This is a genomic window from Ligilactobacillus hohenheimensis, from assembly GCF_947381805.1.
Taxonomy (GTDB): domain Bacteria; phylum Bacillota; class Bacilli; order Lactobacillales; family Lactobacillaceae; genus Ligilactobacillus; species Ligilactobacillus hohenheimensis.
The window spans coordinates 720633-738960 of sequence record NZ_CANCXC010000001.1 but is presented as its reverse complement, the minus strand read 5'-3'; the positions used below and the strand labels follow the sequence as shown (position 1 = coordinate 738960).

The window sequence follows — 18328 nt, the reverse complement described above, 5'->3', positions numbered from 1 at the left end:
CCAGGAGCAGCGCTGGGTAGCTATGTATGGATGAGATAAACGCTGAAAGCATCTAAGTGCGAAACTCACCTCAAGATCAGATTTCCCATTCCGTTAGGAAGTAAGACCCCTGAGAGATGATCAGGTAGATAGGATGGAAGTGGCAGTGTGGTGACACATGAAGCGGACCATTACTAATCGGTCGAGGACTTAACCAACGGTTAAGACGTGGTGGGTTCAAGCAAGAAGGAAAGAGTTGTTAGCTAGTTTTGAGAGCACAAAGTTCTCTTAAGAAGATAGTGCGGTGATGATGGCCTGAAGGATACACCTGTTCCCATTCCGAACACAGCAGTTAAGCTTCAGCGCGCCGAGAGTAGTTGGGGGACCGCCCCCTGTGAGGGTAGGACGTCGCCGTGCTCTTAATGGAGGATTAGCTCAGCTGGGAGAGCATCTGCCCTACAAGCAGGAGGTCACAGGTTCGAGCCCTGTATCCTCCATATACTTAAGTTAATCAACAAAATAGGTGATTGACTTTCATGTTGTTCCTTAATATAATAATAAGGTCGTTTGTGTTAAACAAATGCCGACTTAGCTCAGTTGGCAGAGCATCTGTCTTGTAAACAGAGGGTCGGAGGTTCGAATCCTCTAGTCGGCATTATGCGGAAATAGTTCAGAGGTAGAACATCACCTTGCCATGGTGGGGGTCGCGGGTTCGAATCCCGTTTTCCGCTTTTGCGATCTGCCGGGGTGGCGGAATTGGCAGACGCACGGGACTTAAAATCCCGCGGTAAGTAATTACCGTACCGGTTCGATCCCGGTCCTCGGCATTATATAGTTTGCACCCATAGCGCAACTGGATAGAGTGTCTGACTACGAATCAGAAGGTTGTAGGTTCGACTCCTACTGGGTGCATTGAACGGGAAATAGCTCAGCTTGGTAGAGCACTTGGTTTGGGACCAAGGGGTCGCAGGTTCGAATCCTGTTTTCCCGATTGGCGGAGGCCAATAAAGATCGCGGTGTAGCTCAGCTGGCTAGAGCGTTCGGTTCATACCCGAGAGGTCGAGGGTTCGATTCCCCCCGCCGCGATATTCATAATTAGAGCTTGGACCTTTAGCTCAGTTGGTTAGAGCAGACGGCTCATAACCGTCCGGTCGTAGGTTCGAGTCCTACAAGGTCCATTGGGTTCACAATGGATGCATTATGAGTACCATATTGGAGGGTTACCCAAGTCTGGCTGAAGGGAACGGTCTTGAAAACCGTCAGGTCGGGGCAACTCGGCGCGAGAGTTCGAATCTCTCACCCTCCTTTAAAAATAAGATTATCGCGGGATGGAGCAGTCTGGTAGCTCGTCGGGCTCATAACCCGAAGGTCGTTGGTTCAAATCCAGCTCCCGCAATTATGGTCGTATGGTCCAATGGTTATGACGCCGCCCTGTCACGGCGGAGATTCGAGTTCGATTCTCGGTACGACCGTTATAAATGGCTCGGTAGCTCAGTCGGTAGAGCAACGGATTGAAGCTCCGTGTGTCGGCAGTTCGATTCTGTCCCGCGCCATTTGACCCATGCGGGTATAGTTTAGTGGTAAAACCACAGCCTTCCAAGCTGTTGTCGCGAGTTCGATTCTCGTTACCCGCTTTAATTGAATATCTGGGCCTATAGCTCAGCTGGTTAGAGCGCACGCCTGATAAGCGTGAGGTCGGTGGTTCGAGTCCACTTAGGCCCATATTGGAGAAGTACTCAAGTGGCTGAAGAGGCGCCCCTGCTAAGGGTGTAGGTCGGTAACACGGCGCGAGAGTTCGAATCTCTCCTTCTCCGTTATGACCCGTTGGTCAAGTGGTTAAGACACCGCCCTTTCACGGCGGTAACATGGGTTCAAATCCCGTACGGGTCATTCCTATGGAGGGTTACCCAAGTCTGGCTGAAGGGAACGGTCTTGAAAACCGTCAGGTCGGGGCAACTCGGCGCGAGAGTTCGAATCTCTCACCCTCCTTTAAAAATAAGATTATCGCGGGATGGAGCAGTCTGGTAGCTCGTCGGGCTCATAACCCGAAGGTCGTTGGTTCAAATCCAGCTCCCGCAATTATGGTCGTATGGTCCAATGGTTATGACGCCGCCCTGTCACGGCGGAGATTCGAGTTCGATTCTCGGTACGACCGTGTGACTTAATTAATTTTCCGTCGCTTTTGCGGCGGTTTTTGCTATTTCGGCTCTACACTAAATCCTGTTGATATGGTTAAATGTTAAACTATATCAACAGGATTTTTGAGTACTATGACCAATAAAAAAGAGCCATAGTACCCAAAATCCACCAATACCCAAACAAAGGACTTGATACTATGAACTCCATTAACGATTATATCCACTTTGCGCTCGATATTGAAGACAATAATATTGTTTTTACTGGTTATAAAACAGAACTACGACATAGCCGACGAGTGAAAGTCTATTATGGCACCCTTAAAGCGACAGCTAAACGTTGTTCGTCATGTGGCTTTTCAACGCTCGTTCACAACGGAAGTGCTCGCGTGTCAATGCCATACCTGACGGTGGACGCTTCGCGGCCAGTTTATCTTGATTTACGCAAAGAACGATTACGTTGCCAACAATGTCACGCCACGATGATGGCCACGACACCGCTTGTTGATCGTCATTGTCATATCAGTAATGTCGTTAAACAGAAGGTGCGGATTAAGTTAACCCGTCAATTGGCAATGACAGAGATTGCGGCAGATACAGGGGTCTCCCCCAGTACAGTGGCCCGTGAATTAGCGACCGTCACTGACTTTCCGCAAGTCAAACAAGCCGGTTTACCAGTAAACTTAGCCTTCGATGAGTTTCGCGGCGTTGGCCACCAGCTACATTTTATCTGTTTAGATAACGATACCCATCGGATTTATCAAATTCTGGGTCAACGCGACCAACGGTCACTCTTGAATTACTTTAACGGCTTCTCAGCGGCTGAACGCGCTCGGGTTCAAACGATTACGCTCGACCTCAACTACCATTATCAAACGATTATTAAGCGTCTTTTTCCACATGCGATGATTGTTCTGGATCGTTTTCATCTTTGCCAAATGGTTAACCGGGCTTTTAATCAACTACGTGCGCAGATTACTAAAGACTTTGACCCGCATTCGCAGGCCTACAAGTACCTCAAGTTTGGCTGGAAACAGTATTTGATTGCCAGTGATCAGTTAAGTACGCACAATTACTATGATGTCCATCTTCAACAATGGATGTCGCCCGTAGAACACGTTAATAATGGCCTTCAACTTAATGAACAGCTAAGTAATACTTACGATGTTATGCAGGAGATTAACCATGCTTTACGACAGCGTGACCACCAGCGCCTCGCGGCGTGCTTAAACCAAACGCACCACGTTGGCCCCCAAATGCAGGGTGTTTTACGAAGTCTAAAACATAATTACCAGTATGTCATTAATGGCGCATGTTCGCCGTACTCAAATGGTGCTTTGGAGGGCACGATTCGGAAAATTAAACAGCTCCAACGGGTGGCATACGGTTTCCGCAATTACGATCAGCTTATCCGCCGAATTATGTTGCTTGAGAATGCGAAGGTACCAAAAAACGTCGCCTAAAAATAGGCGACGTAATCTCTTCATCAACAGGATTTGACAAAGAGCCGCTATTTCTGGCTCTTTGTCAACAAGCACTGATGAGTAATTTTGGCTCTACACTAAATCCTGTTGATATGGTTAAAGTTAAACTATATTAACGGGATTTAGTGTAGAGCCATTACTTCAAGGAAATCTAAAGAGTAAATTGCCTTTTAGTCTTTATTTGTCCATTGGTTTTAGTTTATCTAATAACTCATCATTAAGTCGTTGAACATGTATAATAGTACCGGATGGGAAATAAATAGAATAAAGATAGTGTGGGTCTGAATGAAAATGTTCTGTTTTTGTTTGGCTTGTCTCAGTACATTTACTTTTCACCTTAGTATTGGTTGCTAGATGTTCTTTTGTGCTAGTATTATTAATCTTATTCATTTCAAGAGAAAAGTATGTGCTAAGAACAATTGGGAGTGCAGTCATAAGATTCGAACAAATGAACTTTGTGGTTTCTGGATTGAACTGGAGAAGGTATAACCAAGCCTCAAGAAATCCCAAGACACCTGTTAGACTCAATGTGAATCCAAAAATGGATAGTGGATTACGCCATTTTTGTGTCTTATTGAAATATGAAAGCAGTGCTGCCACAAACAATAGCTCTGACCCAGATGTTAAGAAACCCCAGCAAATTTTTTCCTCAGATGAAAAGAAGAGTGATTTAGGGAGAAAGAAAATTAAAACTGTTATGACAATAGAAAAGATGAAAATCCGAAAAGGGTATTTCGCTATTAATCGCTCTAACCAATCTGGATTTTCATTTATGGATAATCTATTTACCTGTGTTCTATTGCTATGCATATTAAGTGTCCCCTTACCAGTTTAGTTCCCCGTTACATTTATACGATTGTATATATTTTACCACTATCGTTTTGATGAGATGAGTTGATTTGGGAATAATCTAGCTATTCCTTAAAAATCGAGGGAGTGAATGTTTGATATGGTTCTGTGGCCGTGTTATTCTTAGCGTAAGAGGTAGTACGTAAGGAGGTAATGCAAATGACAATGATGACGGCGAAAGTGTCACAAAAGGGACAGGTAGTAATTCCAGCTGCAATTCGTAAGGCTCAAAACATAACAACCGGAACGAAGCTTTCGTTTACGGTAACTGATGATGGTATTACGATAAAAAAAGTGCCTTCAAGTTTAAGCTGGGATAAGTTAATCAAAGATATTCCAAACGAAAAGGTCGAATTTGATCGGACAGGACATTATGATGCGGCGAAATCGCCATATTTTGACGAATGGATGAAAGAAAATGAGTAGTCCGATGGAAATTTATTTGGCGGAAATTCCTTACGAAGATTGTAATCAAGTAAAGTACCGCCCAGCATTAGTCGTTTCGATGGGGCGTGATGACGTCACGGTTTTTAAAATAACGTCAAAGTACAAGTCAAAATCTGAGCGAATAAGGAAATATTATTATCCGATTCAGGAATGGCAGCAGGCGGGATTAAACCGACAATCTTATGTTGATACCCACCGAACGTTTACGTTACCACAGAGAATTGTATTTAAGAAACCGCCGTTAGGAAAATTAACTATAATTGATACGATTGGGTTATTCGAGTTTATTAAGAAAAGTTAGATCGTAAAAATGGCATTAATGACAGATTCATTTTCACAACACTCTTGAACAAGACGAACGGTTATACTATAGGCGAATAAGAAAATCCTCTTAAACGAGCGAGCTCGGCTGATAATAGCCGAGTTCGTTTCGTCTAGTGACTGTTCTGTTGAGGTCGCGCGTTAGGACCTATACCTCTGTTTAACAGTCAAAAACGTTTTATTATATATTATTTATTGTATATAATTAAGGCTCTTTATCAAACTCTGCTGATGGGTGGAAAATACGTTGCCATGTCACGGGTTATTGCGCTTGAATTGACAATCCCCGTGCCTAAAACACTTAAAATCCAGCTAACATAATTTAATCACATTAATAAGGCTTAATGTAGATTACAAAATGTAACAAAAATGTAATGGGGGGGGGGGGTACTCCCATTTGTTATATACTGAACGTGTTGGGTAAAAGTTACATAGGTTTGATTTATTCGGAGGTATTCTTTATGAAGAAGAAGCAATTATTGACAGCGGCTGCCGTTGGGGCAGCTACGGTTGTTGCCGGGATGGGGGCAGCTAACGTTCACGCTGACTCTGTTACGGTTACCAAGCAACACATTGGTGACGAAACCAAGGTCACAACGACAACGCACCATGACGGTAAGAGCCAGTCACAGATTTCAAGTGACAAGGCTGCCGTTGCTAGTCAAAAGAAAGTTGTCAGCAGCGCTAAGGCCAGCATGGATAGCGCCCAGAGTGTTGTTAACAACGACAAGACAAAGGTAAGTTCAGCACAGGCTAACGTTAATAGCGCTAAGTCCAAGTTAGACAGTGCTCAGTCCAAGGTTAATGAACCGTCATCATTAAAGAATGATATGTCCAAGCAGTCCCAGCGGATTAGCAGTGACAAGACGGCAATCGCTAACAAGCAAAACGACGTTAAGAACGACCAGGCAAAGGTCGTTCAGGACAAGCAGCACAAGTTAACGCCAGCTCAGCAGTCCAAGATTGCTGCGGACAAGCAGGCGGTGGCTAACGCTCAGTCTAAGGTTAGCCAGGACGAGCAGAACGTTAAGAAGGCGGAGACTAATAATCCGGATGGGTTAACAGCACAGGAACAAGCTGCTTTAGATGAAATTAATAAGTGGCGCGCACAAAACGGACTTGCCCCGGTAAAAGTTGCAGGTAATCTCCAGAAGTATGCCGAGCAGTATGCTAATGATTTGAGTAACGGTGCGTCCGAGAGAGATTGGCACGTGGTTGATAAGGCCGTGCGCGCAATGGGATATCCTGCTAGCGATGCATCAATTGGAGGTCCTGTTTATAGTGGCAAACAAATGGCTGATGCATGGTATCAAGAAAAACCACATCAGTATGTTGATGGCGTCTTGAATCTGGATGATGGAACGCCACATCATAACATGATGATCCAGTCTGCTTGGGGAAGCGTTGGGGTTGCTGAGTGTAATGGCCATTGGGCAGTTGTATATGCTGCTGGTGCTCCAATTGGACCAAGCGTCACAGACAATCCAGCCTTAACCGCTGCCCAGAACCAGCTGAAGAACGATCAGCAGGCTCTGCAGAATGCGCAAAACCAGCTGAACAATGACGAACAGACTTTTGGCGTTAAGCAGTTAGAAAACGACCAGAAGCAGTTACAACAGGATCAGCAGGACCTGAACAACCTGCAAAATGACCTGCAAAACGCCCAGAACCAGCTGGACAACGACCAGAAGACGTTGAACAGTATCACGCCAGCCGACATCGCGAACGCCAAGAAGGTCTTGGCAGACGCCCAGAACGACTACAACAACGCAGTTCAAGCACTTAATCAGGCTCAGGCTCAGGAAAATGCAGACCAGGCAACCTTAGCTAAGTACCAGACTGCATATCAGGCTGCCCTGCAGAAGTTGGACGAATTAGAAGCCGCATTGAAGGCGGACGAACCGTATGACACAACGTCTGTTCAGTGGATCAAAGACCGGCAGCCAATGACGAGTGCTGAGATCAGCAGTCGTTACGTCATGCGGTCAACCGCGAAGGCATCATATAAGAATGGGGACGCCGATGTTGTGTACGCTGACACGGTAACAGCTAACAAGCAGGCTACTAAGAAGGCCCTGCCGGATACTGGTGATGCGCAGAACGGCGCCGCTTCAGTGGCTGGGATTCTGGGATTAGGATTAGCCGGAATCTTAAGTATGTTTGGTTTAGCTGAGCGGAAGAAGCGGAACTAGGCCAAAAATTATCCATTTTCGTATCAAGCAGAAAGCTACCGTTACGGCGGTAGCTTTTTGTTATAATAACGGTTTTATCTGCGCTCCACACCCAATGTTTGTGTTAGACTAGAACCGTTATAAGTCCATTTCCCGATAGGATTCACAAATCGTGAAGATGCCTTGTAACCAAATTATCTTTGGGGGAATTATTAATGACCGAGAAACATTTATTTACATCAGAATCGGTGTCAGAAGGACATCCAGATAAGGTTGCCGACCAAATCAGTGATGCGATTCTTGATGCGCTTTTAACTCAGGATCCCAATGCGCGGGTTGCCTGTGAGACGACCGTGACAACCGGATTAGTTGTGGTCGTGGGGGAAATCTCAACGACGGCATACGTCGATATTCAGCAGGTTGTCCGGAACACCATTAAAGAAATCGGCTATAAGGATAACCGGTTTGGGTTCGATGGCGATTCCTGTGCGGTAATGACGGCGATTGACGAGCAGTCGCCGGACATCGCCCAGGGGGTTGATGAGTCACTAGAACAGCGGGGCGGTAATACGGACCCGCTTGATCAAATTGGCGCTGGGGATCAAGGGTTGATGTTTGGGTACGCAACCGACGAAACACCCGAATTAATGCCGTTAGCGCTTGAGTTGAGTCATAAGTTAATGATTAAGCTTGCTCAGGTACGGAAATCAGGGGAGTTAACGTACCTTGGACCGGATGCAAAGGCCCAGGTAACGGTTGAATACGGGGACGATGGCCGCCCATTCCGGGTAGACACGGTTGTCCTTTCAACCCAACACCTTGAATCGGCTTCCCTTGACCAAATTCGCCAGGATATGGTTGAACACGTTATTAAACAGGTAATTCCTGCTGATTTACTTGATGAACAAACGCGGTTCCTGGTTAACCCCACGGGACGCTTTGTGATTGGCGGCCCTCACGGGGATGCCGGCTTAACCGGACGGAAAGTAATTGTCGACACGTATGGTGGGGCTGCTCACCATGGCGGCGGCGCTTTTTCCGGTAAGGACGCTACCAAAGTGGATCGTTCAGCAAGTTATGCTGCGCGCTACATTGCGAAAAACATCGTTGCAGCTGGGCTGGCCCGGGAAGTTGAGGTCCAGCTGGCGTACGCGATTGGGGTTGCTCAGCCTGTTTCCGTAAACGTGAACACGTTTGGAACGGGAAAGGTTAAGGAAACACTCCTTGCGCAGGCAGTGCGGCAGGTCTTTGATTTACGACCAGCCGGAATTATTCAGATGCTTGATTTGCGGCGGCCGATCTATAAGCCCACTGCTGCATACGGTGCGTTTGGCCGGACGGACATCGACCTTCCGTGGGAGCATACCGACCGGATTAATCAGTTAAAGCAAGCGGTAAAGGCGCTTGAATCCAAGTAGGGGCTTTGCTATGATTGGATAGGACGGAGTAGTAGGATGTGAGTTCTTTACAGAGAGTGATCGGGGCTGTGAGGTCATAGGAATGACTCCGAACTTGCCGTGCATGGGTTAATTAAGTGAATTAAAAAGAAAAAGTGCTAGTACCGCCCTGCGGACTAGAAGATGGGTGGTACCGCGCGCAAGCGTCCTGTCGGGATTTTCCCGGCAGGGCGTTTTTAATTAATAAAACAAAGTAAGGGGCGAACAAATCGTGGCGTACGATCACAAACGAATTGAACAAAAGTGGCAGCGTTACTGGGATGAGCATAAGACGTTTAAAACAACGGAAGATCCGGATAAGAAAAATTATTACGTCTTAGACATGTTCCCGTATCCGTCTGGTCAGGGACTCCATGTTGGCCATCCTGAAGGGTACACGGCAACGGATATTTTAGCCCGGATGAAGCGGATGCAGGGCTACAACGTTCTTCATCCAATGGGATTTGATGCGTTTGGGTTACCGGCCGAACAGTACGCCTTAAAGACGGGCCATTCACCACGGCAGTTTACCAAGAAGAACATTAATAACTTCAGGCGGCAGATTAAGTCGCTGGGATTGTCATACGATTGGGACCGGGAAGTCAATACGACGGATCCGGACTACTACAAGTGGACCCAGTGGATCTTTGAGAAGCTGTACGAAAAGGGGCTCGCATACGAAGCAGAGGTTCCGGTAAACTGGAGTCCTGACTTAGGGACCGTGGTGGCCAACGAAGAGGTCATCGACGGAAAAACGGAACGGGGTGGTTTCCCGGTTATTCGGAAGCCGATGCGGCAGTGGATGCTGCGGATTACTGCTTATGCGGACCGGTTGATTGATGATTTAGATGACCTTGACTGGCCGGAAGCAATTAAGGAACAGCAGCGGAACTGGATTGGCCGTTCCGTGGGGGCGCAGGTCAACTTCCCGGTTGCGGGTGATGAGGACACCAAGATTGAAGTCTTTACGACGCGCCCGGATACCATCTACGGCGTATCTTATATTGTAATGGCGCCGGAACACGCATTAACGAAGCAATTGACCACGCCAGAAAATCGGGCTGCCGTGGAGAAGTACCTGGAAGAAGTCGCCCACAAGTCTGACCTGGAACGGACCGACCTTGCCAAGGAGAAAACGGGGGTCTTTACTGGAAGTTATGCGGTTAACCCTGTTAGTGGGGAGAAACTGCCGATTTGGATTGCAGACTACGTTCTTTCGTCATACGGGACGGGGGCTGTAATGGCTGTTCCGGCACACGATGACCGGGATTACGAGTTTGCCCGGCAGTTTGATTTACCGGTTAAACCCGTAATTGAAGGGGGTAACCTAGAAAAGAAAGCATACACGGGTGACGGCAAGCACATTAATTCCGGGTTCCTCGACGGTTTAGGAAAACAGGAAGCCATTGACCGGATGATTGACTGGTTGAAGGAGCACGGGGTTGGTGACAAGAAGGTTAATTACCGGCTTCGTGATTGGCTGTTCTCCCGGCAGCGGTACTGGGGTGAACCGATTCCGGTAATCCACTGGGATGACGGGGAGACGACCCTTGTGCCAGAAGATGAGCTTCCGTTGCGGTTACCTAAGACGGATGATATCAAGCCTTCCGGAACGGGAGAAAGCCCGCTTGCCAACCTGGATGATTGGGTTAATGTTGTTGATGAAAACGGCCGGCACGGGAAACGGGAAACAAACACCATGCCGCAGTGGGCCGGAAGTTCGTGGTACTTCTTACGCTACGTTGACCCGCATAACCAGGCGGCCCTTGCGGATTACAACAAGTTAAAGCAGTGGTTGCCGGTAGACCTGTACGTCGGGGGCGCCGAGCACGCCGTTCTCCATCTTTTGTATGCTCGTTTCTGGCACAAGTTCCTGTACGATCTGGGAGTCGTACCGACAAAGGAACCGTTCCAGCGGCTGGTTAACCAGGGGATGATTCTTGGAGATAACCACGAAAAGATGTCGAAGTCAAAGGGGAACGTGGTTAATCCGGATGACATCGTTGAGCAGTACGGGGCGGACACCCTGCGGCTGTATGAAATGTTCATGGGCCCACTGGATGCTTCAATTGCGTGGAGCGAAGATGGTTTGAGTGGGGCGCACAAGTTTATTAAGCGGATTTGGAACCTGCTGATTGACGACCAGGACCGGCTCCGCGACCGGGTTACGACCGAGAACGACGGCGCGCTTGACCGAATTTATAACCAGACCGTTAAGAAGGTAACGGATGACTTTGAGCAACTCCACTTTAATACGGCAATTTCACAGATGATGGTCTTCGTCAACCAGTGCTACAAGGTAGACGCGCTCCCGCTTGAATACGTTGAAGGGTTTGTGAAGCTGATTGCACCGCTGACTCCGCACATTGCGGAGGAGCTGTGGACAAAGCTGGGGCATGTTGGAAGCATTGCGTACGCTCAGTGGCCGACCTACGATGAAAGTAAACTGGAGGAGGATACCGTCGAAATTATCGTTCAGGTCAACGGAAAATTGCGGGCGAAGTTGACGGCCTCCCAGAACATCACAAAGGATGAACTTGAGAAACAGGCGTTGGCGGATGAAAAGGTGCAACACCACCTCGAAGGAAAGACGATTCGGAAAGTAATCGTTATTCCAGGCAAGCTGGTGAACGTCGTGGCTAACTAGGATACAGTAATCAAACGTTCGGTTAATGGTGAGCAATTCACTTACAACCGAACGTTTTTGTGACTATTTGCCCAACCCAGTTCGCTTTAACGGGAGGTTGCGGTATAATTAAAACCACAATTTTCTTGATAGGAAAGAATTAGTGAACAACAACGAAGCGGAGCGAAGGAGAATGAGTGAAAATAAGTTAGCCCGTCAACTGTCTTCCCGACACGTTCAGATGATTGCGATTGGCGGGGCAATTGGGACCGGGTTGTTTCTGGGCTCTGGAACAGCAATTCATGCTGCCGGGCCCGCCTTATTGGGATTATATGCGCTTGCTGGGTTAATCTGCTTTTTTATGATGCGGGCAGTTGGTGAGTTGGTATTGTCTGATACCGGAAAATCATCGTTTATCGAGTTTATTCGTGAGTACTTAGGCGAACGGTGGGAATTTGTAATTGGGTGGACCTATTGGTTATGCTGGGAAAGTCTGGCGATGGCTGATTTGACGGCGAGTGGAATCTACATTAAATATTGGTTCCCGTGGATTCCACAGTGGGTCACGGCACTGGTAATCGTTGCGGTTTTATTGGCGTTTAACCTTTTAAGCGTTGGGTTGTTTGGAGAGCTCGAGTCGTGGTTTTCCAGTATTAAGGTTTTTGCCATCCTTGCCCTGATTGTGACTGGGGTGGTGCTCCTTGTTTTGCATGCCCATGTAGGGGGGCAGGTAGTAACGATGCGGAACCTGGTGAATTACGGGGGCTTTGCTCCGCGGGGGATTCGGGGGATTCTTGTTGCGTTACCGATGGTGATTTTCGCCTTTACCGGAATTGAAATGGTGGGGCTAACTTCGGGTGAAACGGCCCATCCCCAGCGTGATATCCCTAAGGCAATCAATACCCTCCTGGTGCGGATTGCGCTCTTCTACGTGGGTTCAATGTTTGTGCTGATGTGTATTTACCCGTGGGACAAGGTTACAACCACAGCCAGCCCCTTTGTCCAGGTGTTTAGTGCGTTAGGGGTGAAGGCAGCGGCCGGAATCATCAACTTTGTGGTATTAACAGCAGCGTTATCGGCATGTAATAGTACGCTTTTTAGTACCAGTCGGACCCTGTTTGTGCTTGCCCAGAGTCATTTTGCCCCGCAGCGAATGCACCGGACAAATAACCGGAGTGTTCCGGTGAGTGCCCTTGTGTTTTCTTCCGCGATTCTACTAATCATCGTTTTTCTGAATTATGTTCTTCCAGCAAAGATTTTTACTATTATTTCAAGCGTTGCAACGGTTAGTTTTGTCTTTGTGTGGTTGGCACTTTTATGGTGTCATGCGAAGTTCAGGCAGCGTCATTCGGCAACAGCGTTTAAGATGCCGGGATATCCGTGGACGACAGTTTTGACAGTAATCTTTTTCGTTGGTGTTTTAGGACTGTTGATAATGCAACCATCAACCCTGTTAGCATTAGTGTTTGCCATTATTTGGGCAGCTGCCCTTTTAGGGGGGTACAGCTTACTTAAGTGGTCCCGTCACCGTTTATCATAGATTGAAATTTTCTCCCGGTTGTGGTTTGTGGTAAGGTGTTTATGCGGCGCTTTAAGTGCTGAAACATGGATAAGAAAAACTAAACGGAGAGGGACGCACAGCGTGAATAACGAAACACATACACAAACAAACGATGAAACAACGGCCGCGACGGTTGCGGCGGCGAAGCAGCAGGATGTTTCTGCGAAGGAGAAAATGCTTCGGGGGTCTTCGTGGCTAACGATTGGGAGTATTTTTTCCCGGATTCTGGGAGCGATTTACGTCATCCCGTGGTACGCATGGTTAGGGCCAAACCGCCTTCAGGCCAACGCTTTGTACACAAAGGGATATACGCTGTACAGTACGTTTTTGATGATTTCGACGGCGGGGGTGCCGGATGCTGTATCTAAACAAGTTGCGCATTATAATTCGAAAAATGAGTATGGAATTGGACGCCGATTATATCGTAAATGTCTAACAATCCTCACATTATTTGGAGTAATTTGTGCTGGAATAATGTGGTTTGGTGCTCCGTATATTACACAGGGATCACGTGCTGTTATACCGGTATATCGTTCCCTTGCTGTTGCTCTTATTATAATTCCCGCATTAAGTTTAACGCGGGGATACTTTCAGGGTTATCAAGATATGGCTCCATCAGCTTTATCTCAACTAATTGAGCAGGTTGCCCGGATTGCATATATTTTACTCGCTACGTTTTTGATAATGCGCGTATGGCATGGAAGCTATCAAAGTGCCGTTATTCAATCGACGTTTGCTGCATTTATTGGGGCAGGCGTTGGATTATTGTTGCTTGTTTTTGTTTTTGTAAAAAAAAGAAAGCAACATGATCTATTGGTAGCGCAAAGTGATAATAAGTTGGTTGTATCAGATGGCTCGATAATTCGTGGTGTTATCAGGCAGTCAATTCCATTTATCATTGTTGGTGCTGCCTTTAATGCTTATAATCTGGTGGATTTAGTTTCCTTTCAACCAATTATGCAAGCAACTACACACTTGAGTATCCATGATATTAATAATTTATATGCGTTATTTGCAGGTAATGCCAATAAGTTAATTATGATTGTTGTATCCCTCGCGATTGCAATGGGAGAGACGTCCGTCCCCGTCTTATCCGAGTTAGTTACCAAGGGGAATATCGGGTTAGTAAAAAAACAGCTAATTGATGCGGTTGAAATCTTTCTCTTGGTAATGTTACCTGCTGCTTTGGGGATGGCTGCAATCAGCAGACCGATGTATGTTTTATTTTATGGATTTAATTTTCAGGGCATCTTTGTATTATGCGTAGCATCCTATACTGCAATTGGAATTGGCCTGGCATCTTTAATGGGGGCGACATTACAAGGAATGTATGAGAATAAAAGGGCGGTTCGGTATGCATTGATTGGATTCGCCACAAAAATAATTATTCAGGTTCCGTTAACCGTTTTGTTACATGCATACGGGCCTCTTTTAGCAACAGGAACAGGAATGCTCGTTGCCGCTATATTAATGTTTAGGTATTTGTACTACGCATACGACTTGAATATCACTCACTTACACCAGACGTTCAATGCATTAATGAAGTATGCTTTAATCATGTTCGCCGTTGTAACGACCTTTGTATGGTTAAGCGGACATGTTCTCAATATCTTTAGTCGTTTCCAGTCCGTGATTACGATTGTGATTGGCGGAATTATCGGTGCGGCGTTATACGGTTACCTGTGCTTGCGGTCACGCGTTGCGGATGATGTGTTAGGGAGTCGGGTGGCTGGATTACGGCGGGTGTTCCATATTCGGTAACCTATAATTGAGTTTGAATAGTAGTTAAAAAGCGGAGACTGTGATATGAAGCACGGTCTCCTTATTTTTTACACAAACCGGCGCATGAACGAGCTGAGGTGGTTACTCAAAAGTGTTGGGGTGACTATGTAGTGGGTTGCAGCCAAATCCGTGGCAAGGGCACTATGAAGGTAAACCGCTGCTTCAACCCGTTCTTTCAGGGGAACATTAAACTGCGCGCAAAACGCTGCGAGAATTCCGGTGAGGGTATCACCCATTCCCCCGGTTGCCATCGCGGGCGTCCCCGTGGTAAGCTGCCCAATTGTGTTGTCGGCATGGTAAATCACAGTGGGGGCACCTTTAAGAACCAGGGTTCCTCCCAAACGGGAATGTGCCCGCTGGTTTTGTGCCGTGGTCTGGTCACTAATTGGGATTTTACTCAGGCGTTGCCATTCCATCTGATGAGGGGTCATAATGACGGGAGCATTTGTCATTGTGAGAAGGGCGGGATGTGCCGCCAGCATGGTTAGTGCTCCTGCGTCGATAATAAGTGGAACGGTTACTGCCGGGAGAAGTGTTTTAAGGAGTGCTTGGTTTGCTGGCGTTGGTGCGAGGCCAGGACCGATTGCAACGACGGTCGCCCTTTTAGCCTGTGCAAGGACATTAGCGTGGTCTGAAAGGGAAGTAAACAGTGTTTCAGGGACAGCAACGTGCAGCGCGGTTTGGTTGGTAGCATCGGTGGCGCACACAACGAGTCCCGCTCCTGCATTTACTGCGGCCCGGGTTGCCATTAAAATGGCGCCGCCCATGGCCGAACTACCGCCGATTAAAAGAACCCGACCAAAGGTGCCCTTGTGACTTTGGCTGGGCCGGGGAATAATTACCCGTGATAAAACGTCTGCTGTAATCTGATGCATTGCAATCCCTCCTTAAAATCAGCATACCACAGGGACGGAGAACATTATGGTAAAATGAAGGCACTATTCACGAAGGGAGTAATCCGCAATGAGTTATGATTGGCAACAGGCGGTTACAGAACACCGCGATGAATTATTAGCAGACCTCAAGACAATGTTACGGATTAAGAGTGTCCGGGACGAAAGCCAGGCAACCCCAGAAGCACCGCTTGGCCCTGGCCCCCAGCAGGCGCTCAACCAGTTTTTGGCGTTTGGTGACCGGGACGGGTTTAAAACGCAAAACGTTGATGGAATGGCCGGACACATTGAATTTGGAACCGGCGACGAAACCCTGGGAATTCTAGGGCACGTCGACGTGATGCCTGCCGGTGAGGGGTGGAGCCACGCCCCGTTTGATCCGGTCATTAAGGACGGAAAGATCTATGCTCGGGGTGCGATGGATGACAAGGGACCGAGTATGGCGGCTTATTACGGACTAAAACTGGTTAAGGAATCAGGATTACCGGTCACGAAACGGGTCCGGTTCATTCTCGGCACGGATGAAGAAAGCAGTTGGCGGGGGATGAAGTACTACTTTGCCCATATGCCCGCCCCGGACTTTGGCTTCTCGCCGGACGCAGAGTTTCCGCTGATTAACGGGGAGAAGGGGAATGTTAGTTTAGAACTAAAGTTTGGTGGGACAAATGGCGGTAGCGTAACGCTGCAGCGGTTTACTGCCGGACTACGGGAAAACATGGTTCCCGGCAATGCCGAAGCGACGCTCAGTGGGGCCCACCTGGAAGAGATTGAACAAGCGTTTAACCAGTTTGTTAAAACGGCTCCGGTAAGCGGCGAGGCAACGCGGACGACGGATAGCCTGACGCTAGCAGTAACCGGAAAAGCTGCCCACGGAATGGAACCCCGGGAAGGAATCAATGCCGGAACATACCTGGCAACTTTCCTGAAGGATTATGATTTTGGGGGCGATGCCGCCCACTTCATTACGTTTATTGCGGATTACCTGCACGAGGCTTCCCGGCTAGAAAAGTTTGCCGCTGCATATACTGATCCGGTAATGGGCGACCTTACCATGAATGCGGGATTGTTAAACTTTACGGCTGACCAAGCTGGTGCAATTACGCTTAACTTTCGGTATCCGCAGGGAATTGATCCGGCAACTATTCGGGCAGCGATTGACCGCGTAACTTCTCAGTGGAACGTTGCGATTAGTGTTGGCGAAGCAATGGAACCACACTACGTTGCACCGGATGACCCGTTAGTGACAACGCTTCTTGACGTGTACCACCGGCAGACGGGAACAAATGCGCCTGCTGAAGTTGTCGGTGGGGGGACGTATGGCCGGTTGATGAAGCGGGGTGTAGCCTTTGGAGCGCTTTTCCCGGATTGCCCAAACATGATGCATCAGGTGGACGAGTATATGCCGGTTGAGGACATTATGAAGGCAGCGGCCATTTACGCAGAATCAATTTACGAACTAATCAAGTAAAAATTGACGGACAAATGATTATTTGATAACATGTACTCGTTGTGTTTGTGCATGTCACAACTGCAACCGCACGTTTTAGGTATTTTAAGTGGCAAATGCCCACCACATTACGGCGAGTCTAAGTCAACTAAGGGAGGTGCACAGAATGTACGCGATTATCAAAGCTGGTGGTAAACAGCTGAAGGTTGAAGAAGGTCAAACGATCTACGTTGAAAAGCTGGACGCTAAGGCTGGCGACAAGGTAACCTTTGACGAAGTAATCTTCGTTGGGGGGGACAAGCCGCAGATTGGTTCACCGCTTGTTGATGGTGCAAGTGTTACGGGAACTGTTGAAAAGCAGGGCCGGGCAAAGAAGGTTGTTACGTTTAAGTACAAGCCGAAGAAGCACCAGCACACCAAGCAGGGTCACCGGCAGCCATACACAAAGGTTGTCATCGACAGCATTAAGGCATAATAACGTTAACGATGATTAAGGTGAAGTTAACGTATGATGATGATCAGCTAGTGGCATTCCAGATGACCGGCCATGCTGATGCGGGGCCGTACGGACAGGACATTGTCTGTGCTGCGGCGTCGGTGTTAGCAATCAACACGGTTAATTGCCTTGAACGGATTGCGGGGGTTCACCCGCAGGTAACGGCGGATACGGATAATGGTGGACTGATGAAAGTTACCGTTAATGGACCGTTACCGGAAAAAGCGGCGACGATTATGGCTGTTTTTGATCAGGGCATTCGGGATGTTGCGCAGAGTTATCGTAATCATATACAGATAATGCAAAGTTAACGAGGAGGTGCACGCAGATGTTAATGGATTTACAGTTCTTCTCCCACAAAAAGGGGGGCGGTTCATCAGCTAACGGTCGTGATTCAAACGCTAAGCGGCTTGGCGCTAAGCGGGCTGATGGCCAGTTTGTTTCAGGTGGATCAATCCTGTACCGGCAGCGGGGAACGCACATTTACCCGGGTAAGAACGTCGGCATGGGTGGTGACAACACCCTTTACGCTAAGGTTGAAGGGGTTGTTAAGTTCGAACGGAAGGGCCGCGACAAGAAGCAGGTTTCCGTTTACCCGGTTGCTGAGTAATTACAGTTAACCATTATCGGGGGTTCATTGATGGGATGAACCTCCTTTTTTATGCTTATAAACCCTTGTGTGGATGGGACACCATTTGCAT

The 18328-nt window shown here is 47.7% G+C and carries 14 protein-coding genes, 19 tRNA genes, 2 rRNA genes, 1 riboswitch and 1 other annotated feature; of the genes, 34 read left to right on the top strand and 1 reads right to left on the bottom strand.

Features of this window, described 5'->3' with window-relative positions; translation table 11 throughout:
* From QOR60_RS03700 to QOR60_RS03555, 30 genes are all read left to right on the top strand, one after another.
* Positions 1–197 (top strand): 23S ribosomal RNA (locus QOR60_RS03700); the annotation flags it as partial.
* 82 nt (positions 198–279) lie between these two features.
* Positions 280–396, top strand: a 5S ribosomal RNA gene (rrf, locus tag QOR60_RS03695).
* A 7-nt stretch (positions 397–403) separates the two neighbouring features.
* A tRNA-Val gene (locus tag QOR60_RS03690) sits at positions 404–476 on the top strand.
* An 85-nt stretch (positions 477–561) separates the two neighbouring features.
* Positions 562–634, top strand: a tRNA-Thr gene (locus tag QOR60_RS03685).
* A 4-nt stretch (positions 635–638) separates the two neighbouring features.
* Positions 639–710: transfer RNA gene (locus QOR60_RS03680), tRNA-Gly, on the top strand.
* A gap of 10 nt (positions 711–720) precedes the next feature.
* Positions 721–806: transfer RNA gene (locus QOR60_RS03675), tRNA-Leu, on the top strand.
* An 11-nt stretch (positions 807–817) separates the two neighbouring features.
* Positions 818–891: transfer RNA gene (locus tag QOR60_RS03670), tRNA-Arg, on the top strand.
* A 5-nt stretch (positions 892–896) separates the two neighbouring features.
* Positions 897–970 (top strand) — tRNA-Pro (locus QOR60_RS03665).
* 21 nt (positions 971–991) lie between these two features.
* Positions 992–1065 (top strand) — tRNA-Met (locus QOR60_RS03660).
* 18 nt (positions 1066–1083) lie between these two features.
* Positions 1084–1157, top strand: a tRNA-Ile gene (locus QOR60_RS03655).
* A 36-nt stretch (positions 1158–1193) separates the two neighbouring features.
* Positions 1194–1285 (top strand) — tRNA-Ser (locus QOR60_RS03650).
* Positions 1286–1301: 16 nt separating this feature from the next.
* A tRNA-Met gene (locus QOR60_RS03645) sits at positions 1302–1375 on the top strand.
* A gap of 4 nt (positions 1376–1379) precedes the next feature.
* Positions 1380–1451, top strand: a tRNA-Asp gene (locus QOR60_RS03640).
* An 8-nt stretch (positions 1452–1459) separates the two neighbouring features.
* A tRNA-Phe gene (locus QOR60_RS03635) sits at positions 1460–1532 on the top strand.
* A gap of 10 nt (positions 1533–1542) precedes the next feature.
* Positions 1543–1613, top strand: a tRNA-Gly gene (locus QOR60_RS03630).
* 14 nt (positions 1614–1627) lie between these two features.
* Positions 1628–1701, top strand: a tRNA-Ile gene (locus QOR60_RS03625).
* A gap of 4 nt (positions 1702–1705) precedes the next feature.
* Positions 1706–1793 (top strand) — tRNA-Ser (locus tag QOR60_RS03620).
* A gap of 4 nt (positions 1794–1797) precedes the next feature.
* Positions 1798–1869, top strand: a tRNA-Glu gene (locus tag QOR60_RS03615).
* 7 nt (positions 1870–1876) lie between these two features.
* Positions 1877–1968 (top strand) — tRNA-Ser (locus tag QOR60_RS03610).
* Between the two features lie 16 nt (positions 1969–1984).
* Positions 1985–2058 (top strand) — tRNA-Met (locus QOR60_RS03605).
* Positions 2059–2062: 4 nt separating this feature from the next.
* Positions 2063–2134 (top strand) — tRNA-Asp (locus QOR60_RS03600).
* Between the two features lie 180 nt (positions 2135–2314).
* On the top strand, positions 2315–3577 hold the full coding sequence (locus QOR60_RS03595; protein ID WP_283581988.1) for an ISL3 family transposase: 1263 nt from the start codon (positions 2315–2317) through the stop codon (positions 3575–3577).
* 469 nt (positions 3578–4046) lie between these two features.
* A complete protein-coding gene (locus QOR60_RS03590) occupies positions 4047–4433 on the top strand; it encodes a hypothetical protein (protein ID WP_283581987.1) in 387 nt (128 codons plus the stop codon).
* 173 nt (positions 4434–4606) lie between these two features.
* Positions 4607–4873 carry an AbrB/MazE/SpoVT family DNA-binding domain-containing protein gene (locus tag QOR60_RS03585; RefSeq protein ID WP_283581986.1) on the top strand — a complete coding sequence of 89 codons (267 nt, stop codon included), beginning with the start codon at positions 4607–4609 and terminating at the stop codon, positions 4871–4873.
* Positions 4866–5195: a type II toxin-antitoxin system PemK/MazF family toxin gene (locus QOR60_RS03580; RefSeq protein WP_283581985.1), complete on the top strand. Its 330-nt coding sequence runs from the start codon at positions 4866–4868 to the stop codon at positions 5193–5195. The genes QOR60_RS03585 and QOR60_RS03580 overlap by 8 nt, the downstream gene beginning before the upstream one ends.
* Positions 5196–5676: 481 nt before the next feature.
* Positions 5677–7407, top strand: a complete 1731-nt coding sequence (locus QOR60_RS03575; RefSeq protein WP_283581984.1) for a CAP domain-containing protein — start codon at positions 5677–5679, stop codon at positions 7405–7407.
* A gap of 112 nt (positions 7408–7519) precedes the next feature.
* Positions 7520–7604, top strand: a riboswitch (SMK box riboswitch).
* Positions 7602–8804, top strand: a complete 1203-nt coding sequence (gene metK, locus QOR60_RS03570; protein ID WP_283581983.1) for a methionine adenosyltransferase — start codon at positions 7602–7604, stop codon at positions 8802–8804. It overlaps the preceding riboswitch by 3 nt.
* A 250-nt stretch (positions 8805–9054) precedes the next feature.
* Complete coding sequence (leuS, locus tag QOR60_RS03565; protein ID WP_283581982.1) at positions 9055–11469, top strand: leucine--tRNA ligase; 2415 nt, start codon at positions 9055–9057, stop codon at positions 11467–11469.
* Between the two features lie 172 nt (positions 11470–11641).
* Positions 11642–12988 carry an amino acid permease gene (locus tag QOR60_RS03560; protein ID WP_283581981.1) on the top strand — a complete coding sequence of 449 codons (1347 nt, stop codon included), beginning with the start codon at positions 11642–11644 and terminating at the stop codon, positions 12986–12988.
* A gap of 195 nt (positions 12989–13183) precedes the next feature.
* The gene (locus tag QOR60_RS03555) at positions 13184–14770 is read left to right on the top strand and encodes a putative polysaccharide biosynthesis protein (RefSeq protein ID WP_456298551.1); all 1587 of its coding nucleotides are present in this window, start codon (positions 13184–13186) and stop codon (positions 14768–14770) included.
* 68 nt (positions 14771–14838) lie between these two features.
* Here QOR60_RS03555 and QOR60_RS03550 read toward each other — a convergent pair whose 3' ends face one another.
* A complete protein-coding gene (locus QOR60_RS03550) occupies positions 14839–15666 on the bottom strand; it encodes an NAD(P)H-hydrate dehydratase (RefSeq protein ID WP_283581979.1) in 828 nt (275 codons plus the stop codon).
* An 88-nt stretch (positions 15667–15754) separates the two neighbouring features.
* Between QOR60_RS03550 and pepV the strand changes: the two genes are divergently transcribed.
* From pepV to rpmA, 4 genes are all read left to right on the top strand, one after another.
* Positions 15755–17152 (top strand): dipeptidase PepV, encoded by a 1398-nt coding sequence (gene pepV / locus QOR60_RS03545; protein ID WP_283581978.1) that lies wholly within the window; start codon positions 15755–15757, stop codon positions 17150–17152.
* Positions 17153–17206: 54 nt separating this feature from the next.
* Positions 17207–17282: a sequence feature (ribosomal protein L21 leader region), on the top strand.
* A 15-nt stretch (positions 17283–17297) separates the two neighbouring features.
* A complete protein-coding gene (gene rplU / locus QOR60_RS03540; RefSeq protein ID WP_283581977.1) occupies positions 17298–17606 on the top strand; it encodes a 50S ribosomal protein L21 in 309 nt (102 codons plus the stop codon).
* An 11-nt stretch (positions 17607–17617) separates the two neighbouring features.
* Positions 17618–17938: a ribosomal-processing cysteine protease Prp gene (locus QOR60_RS03535; RefSeq protein WP_283581976.1), complete on the top strand. Its 321-nt coding sequence runs from the start codon at positions 17618–17620 to the stop codon at positions 17936–17938.
* 17 nt (positions 17939–17955) lie between these two features.
* Positions 17956–18237: a 50S ribosomal protein L27 gene (rpmA, locus tag QOR60_RS03530; protein ID WP_283581975.1), complete on the top strand. Its 282-nt coding sequence runs from the start codon at positions 17956–17958 to the stop codon at positions 18235–18237.
* Positions 18238–18328 lie beyond the last annotated feature (91 nt).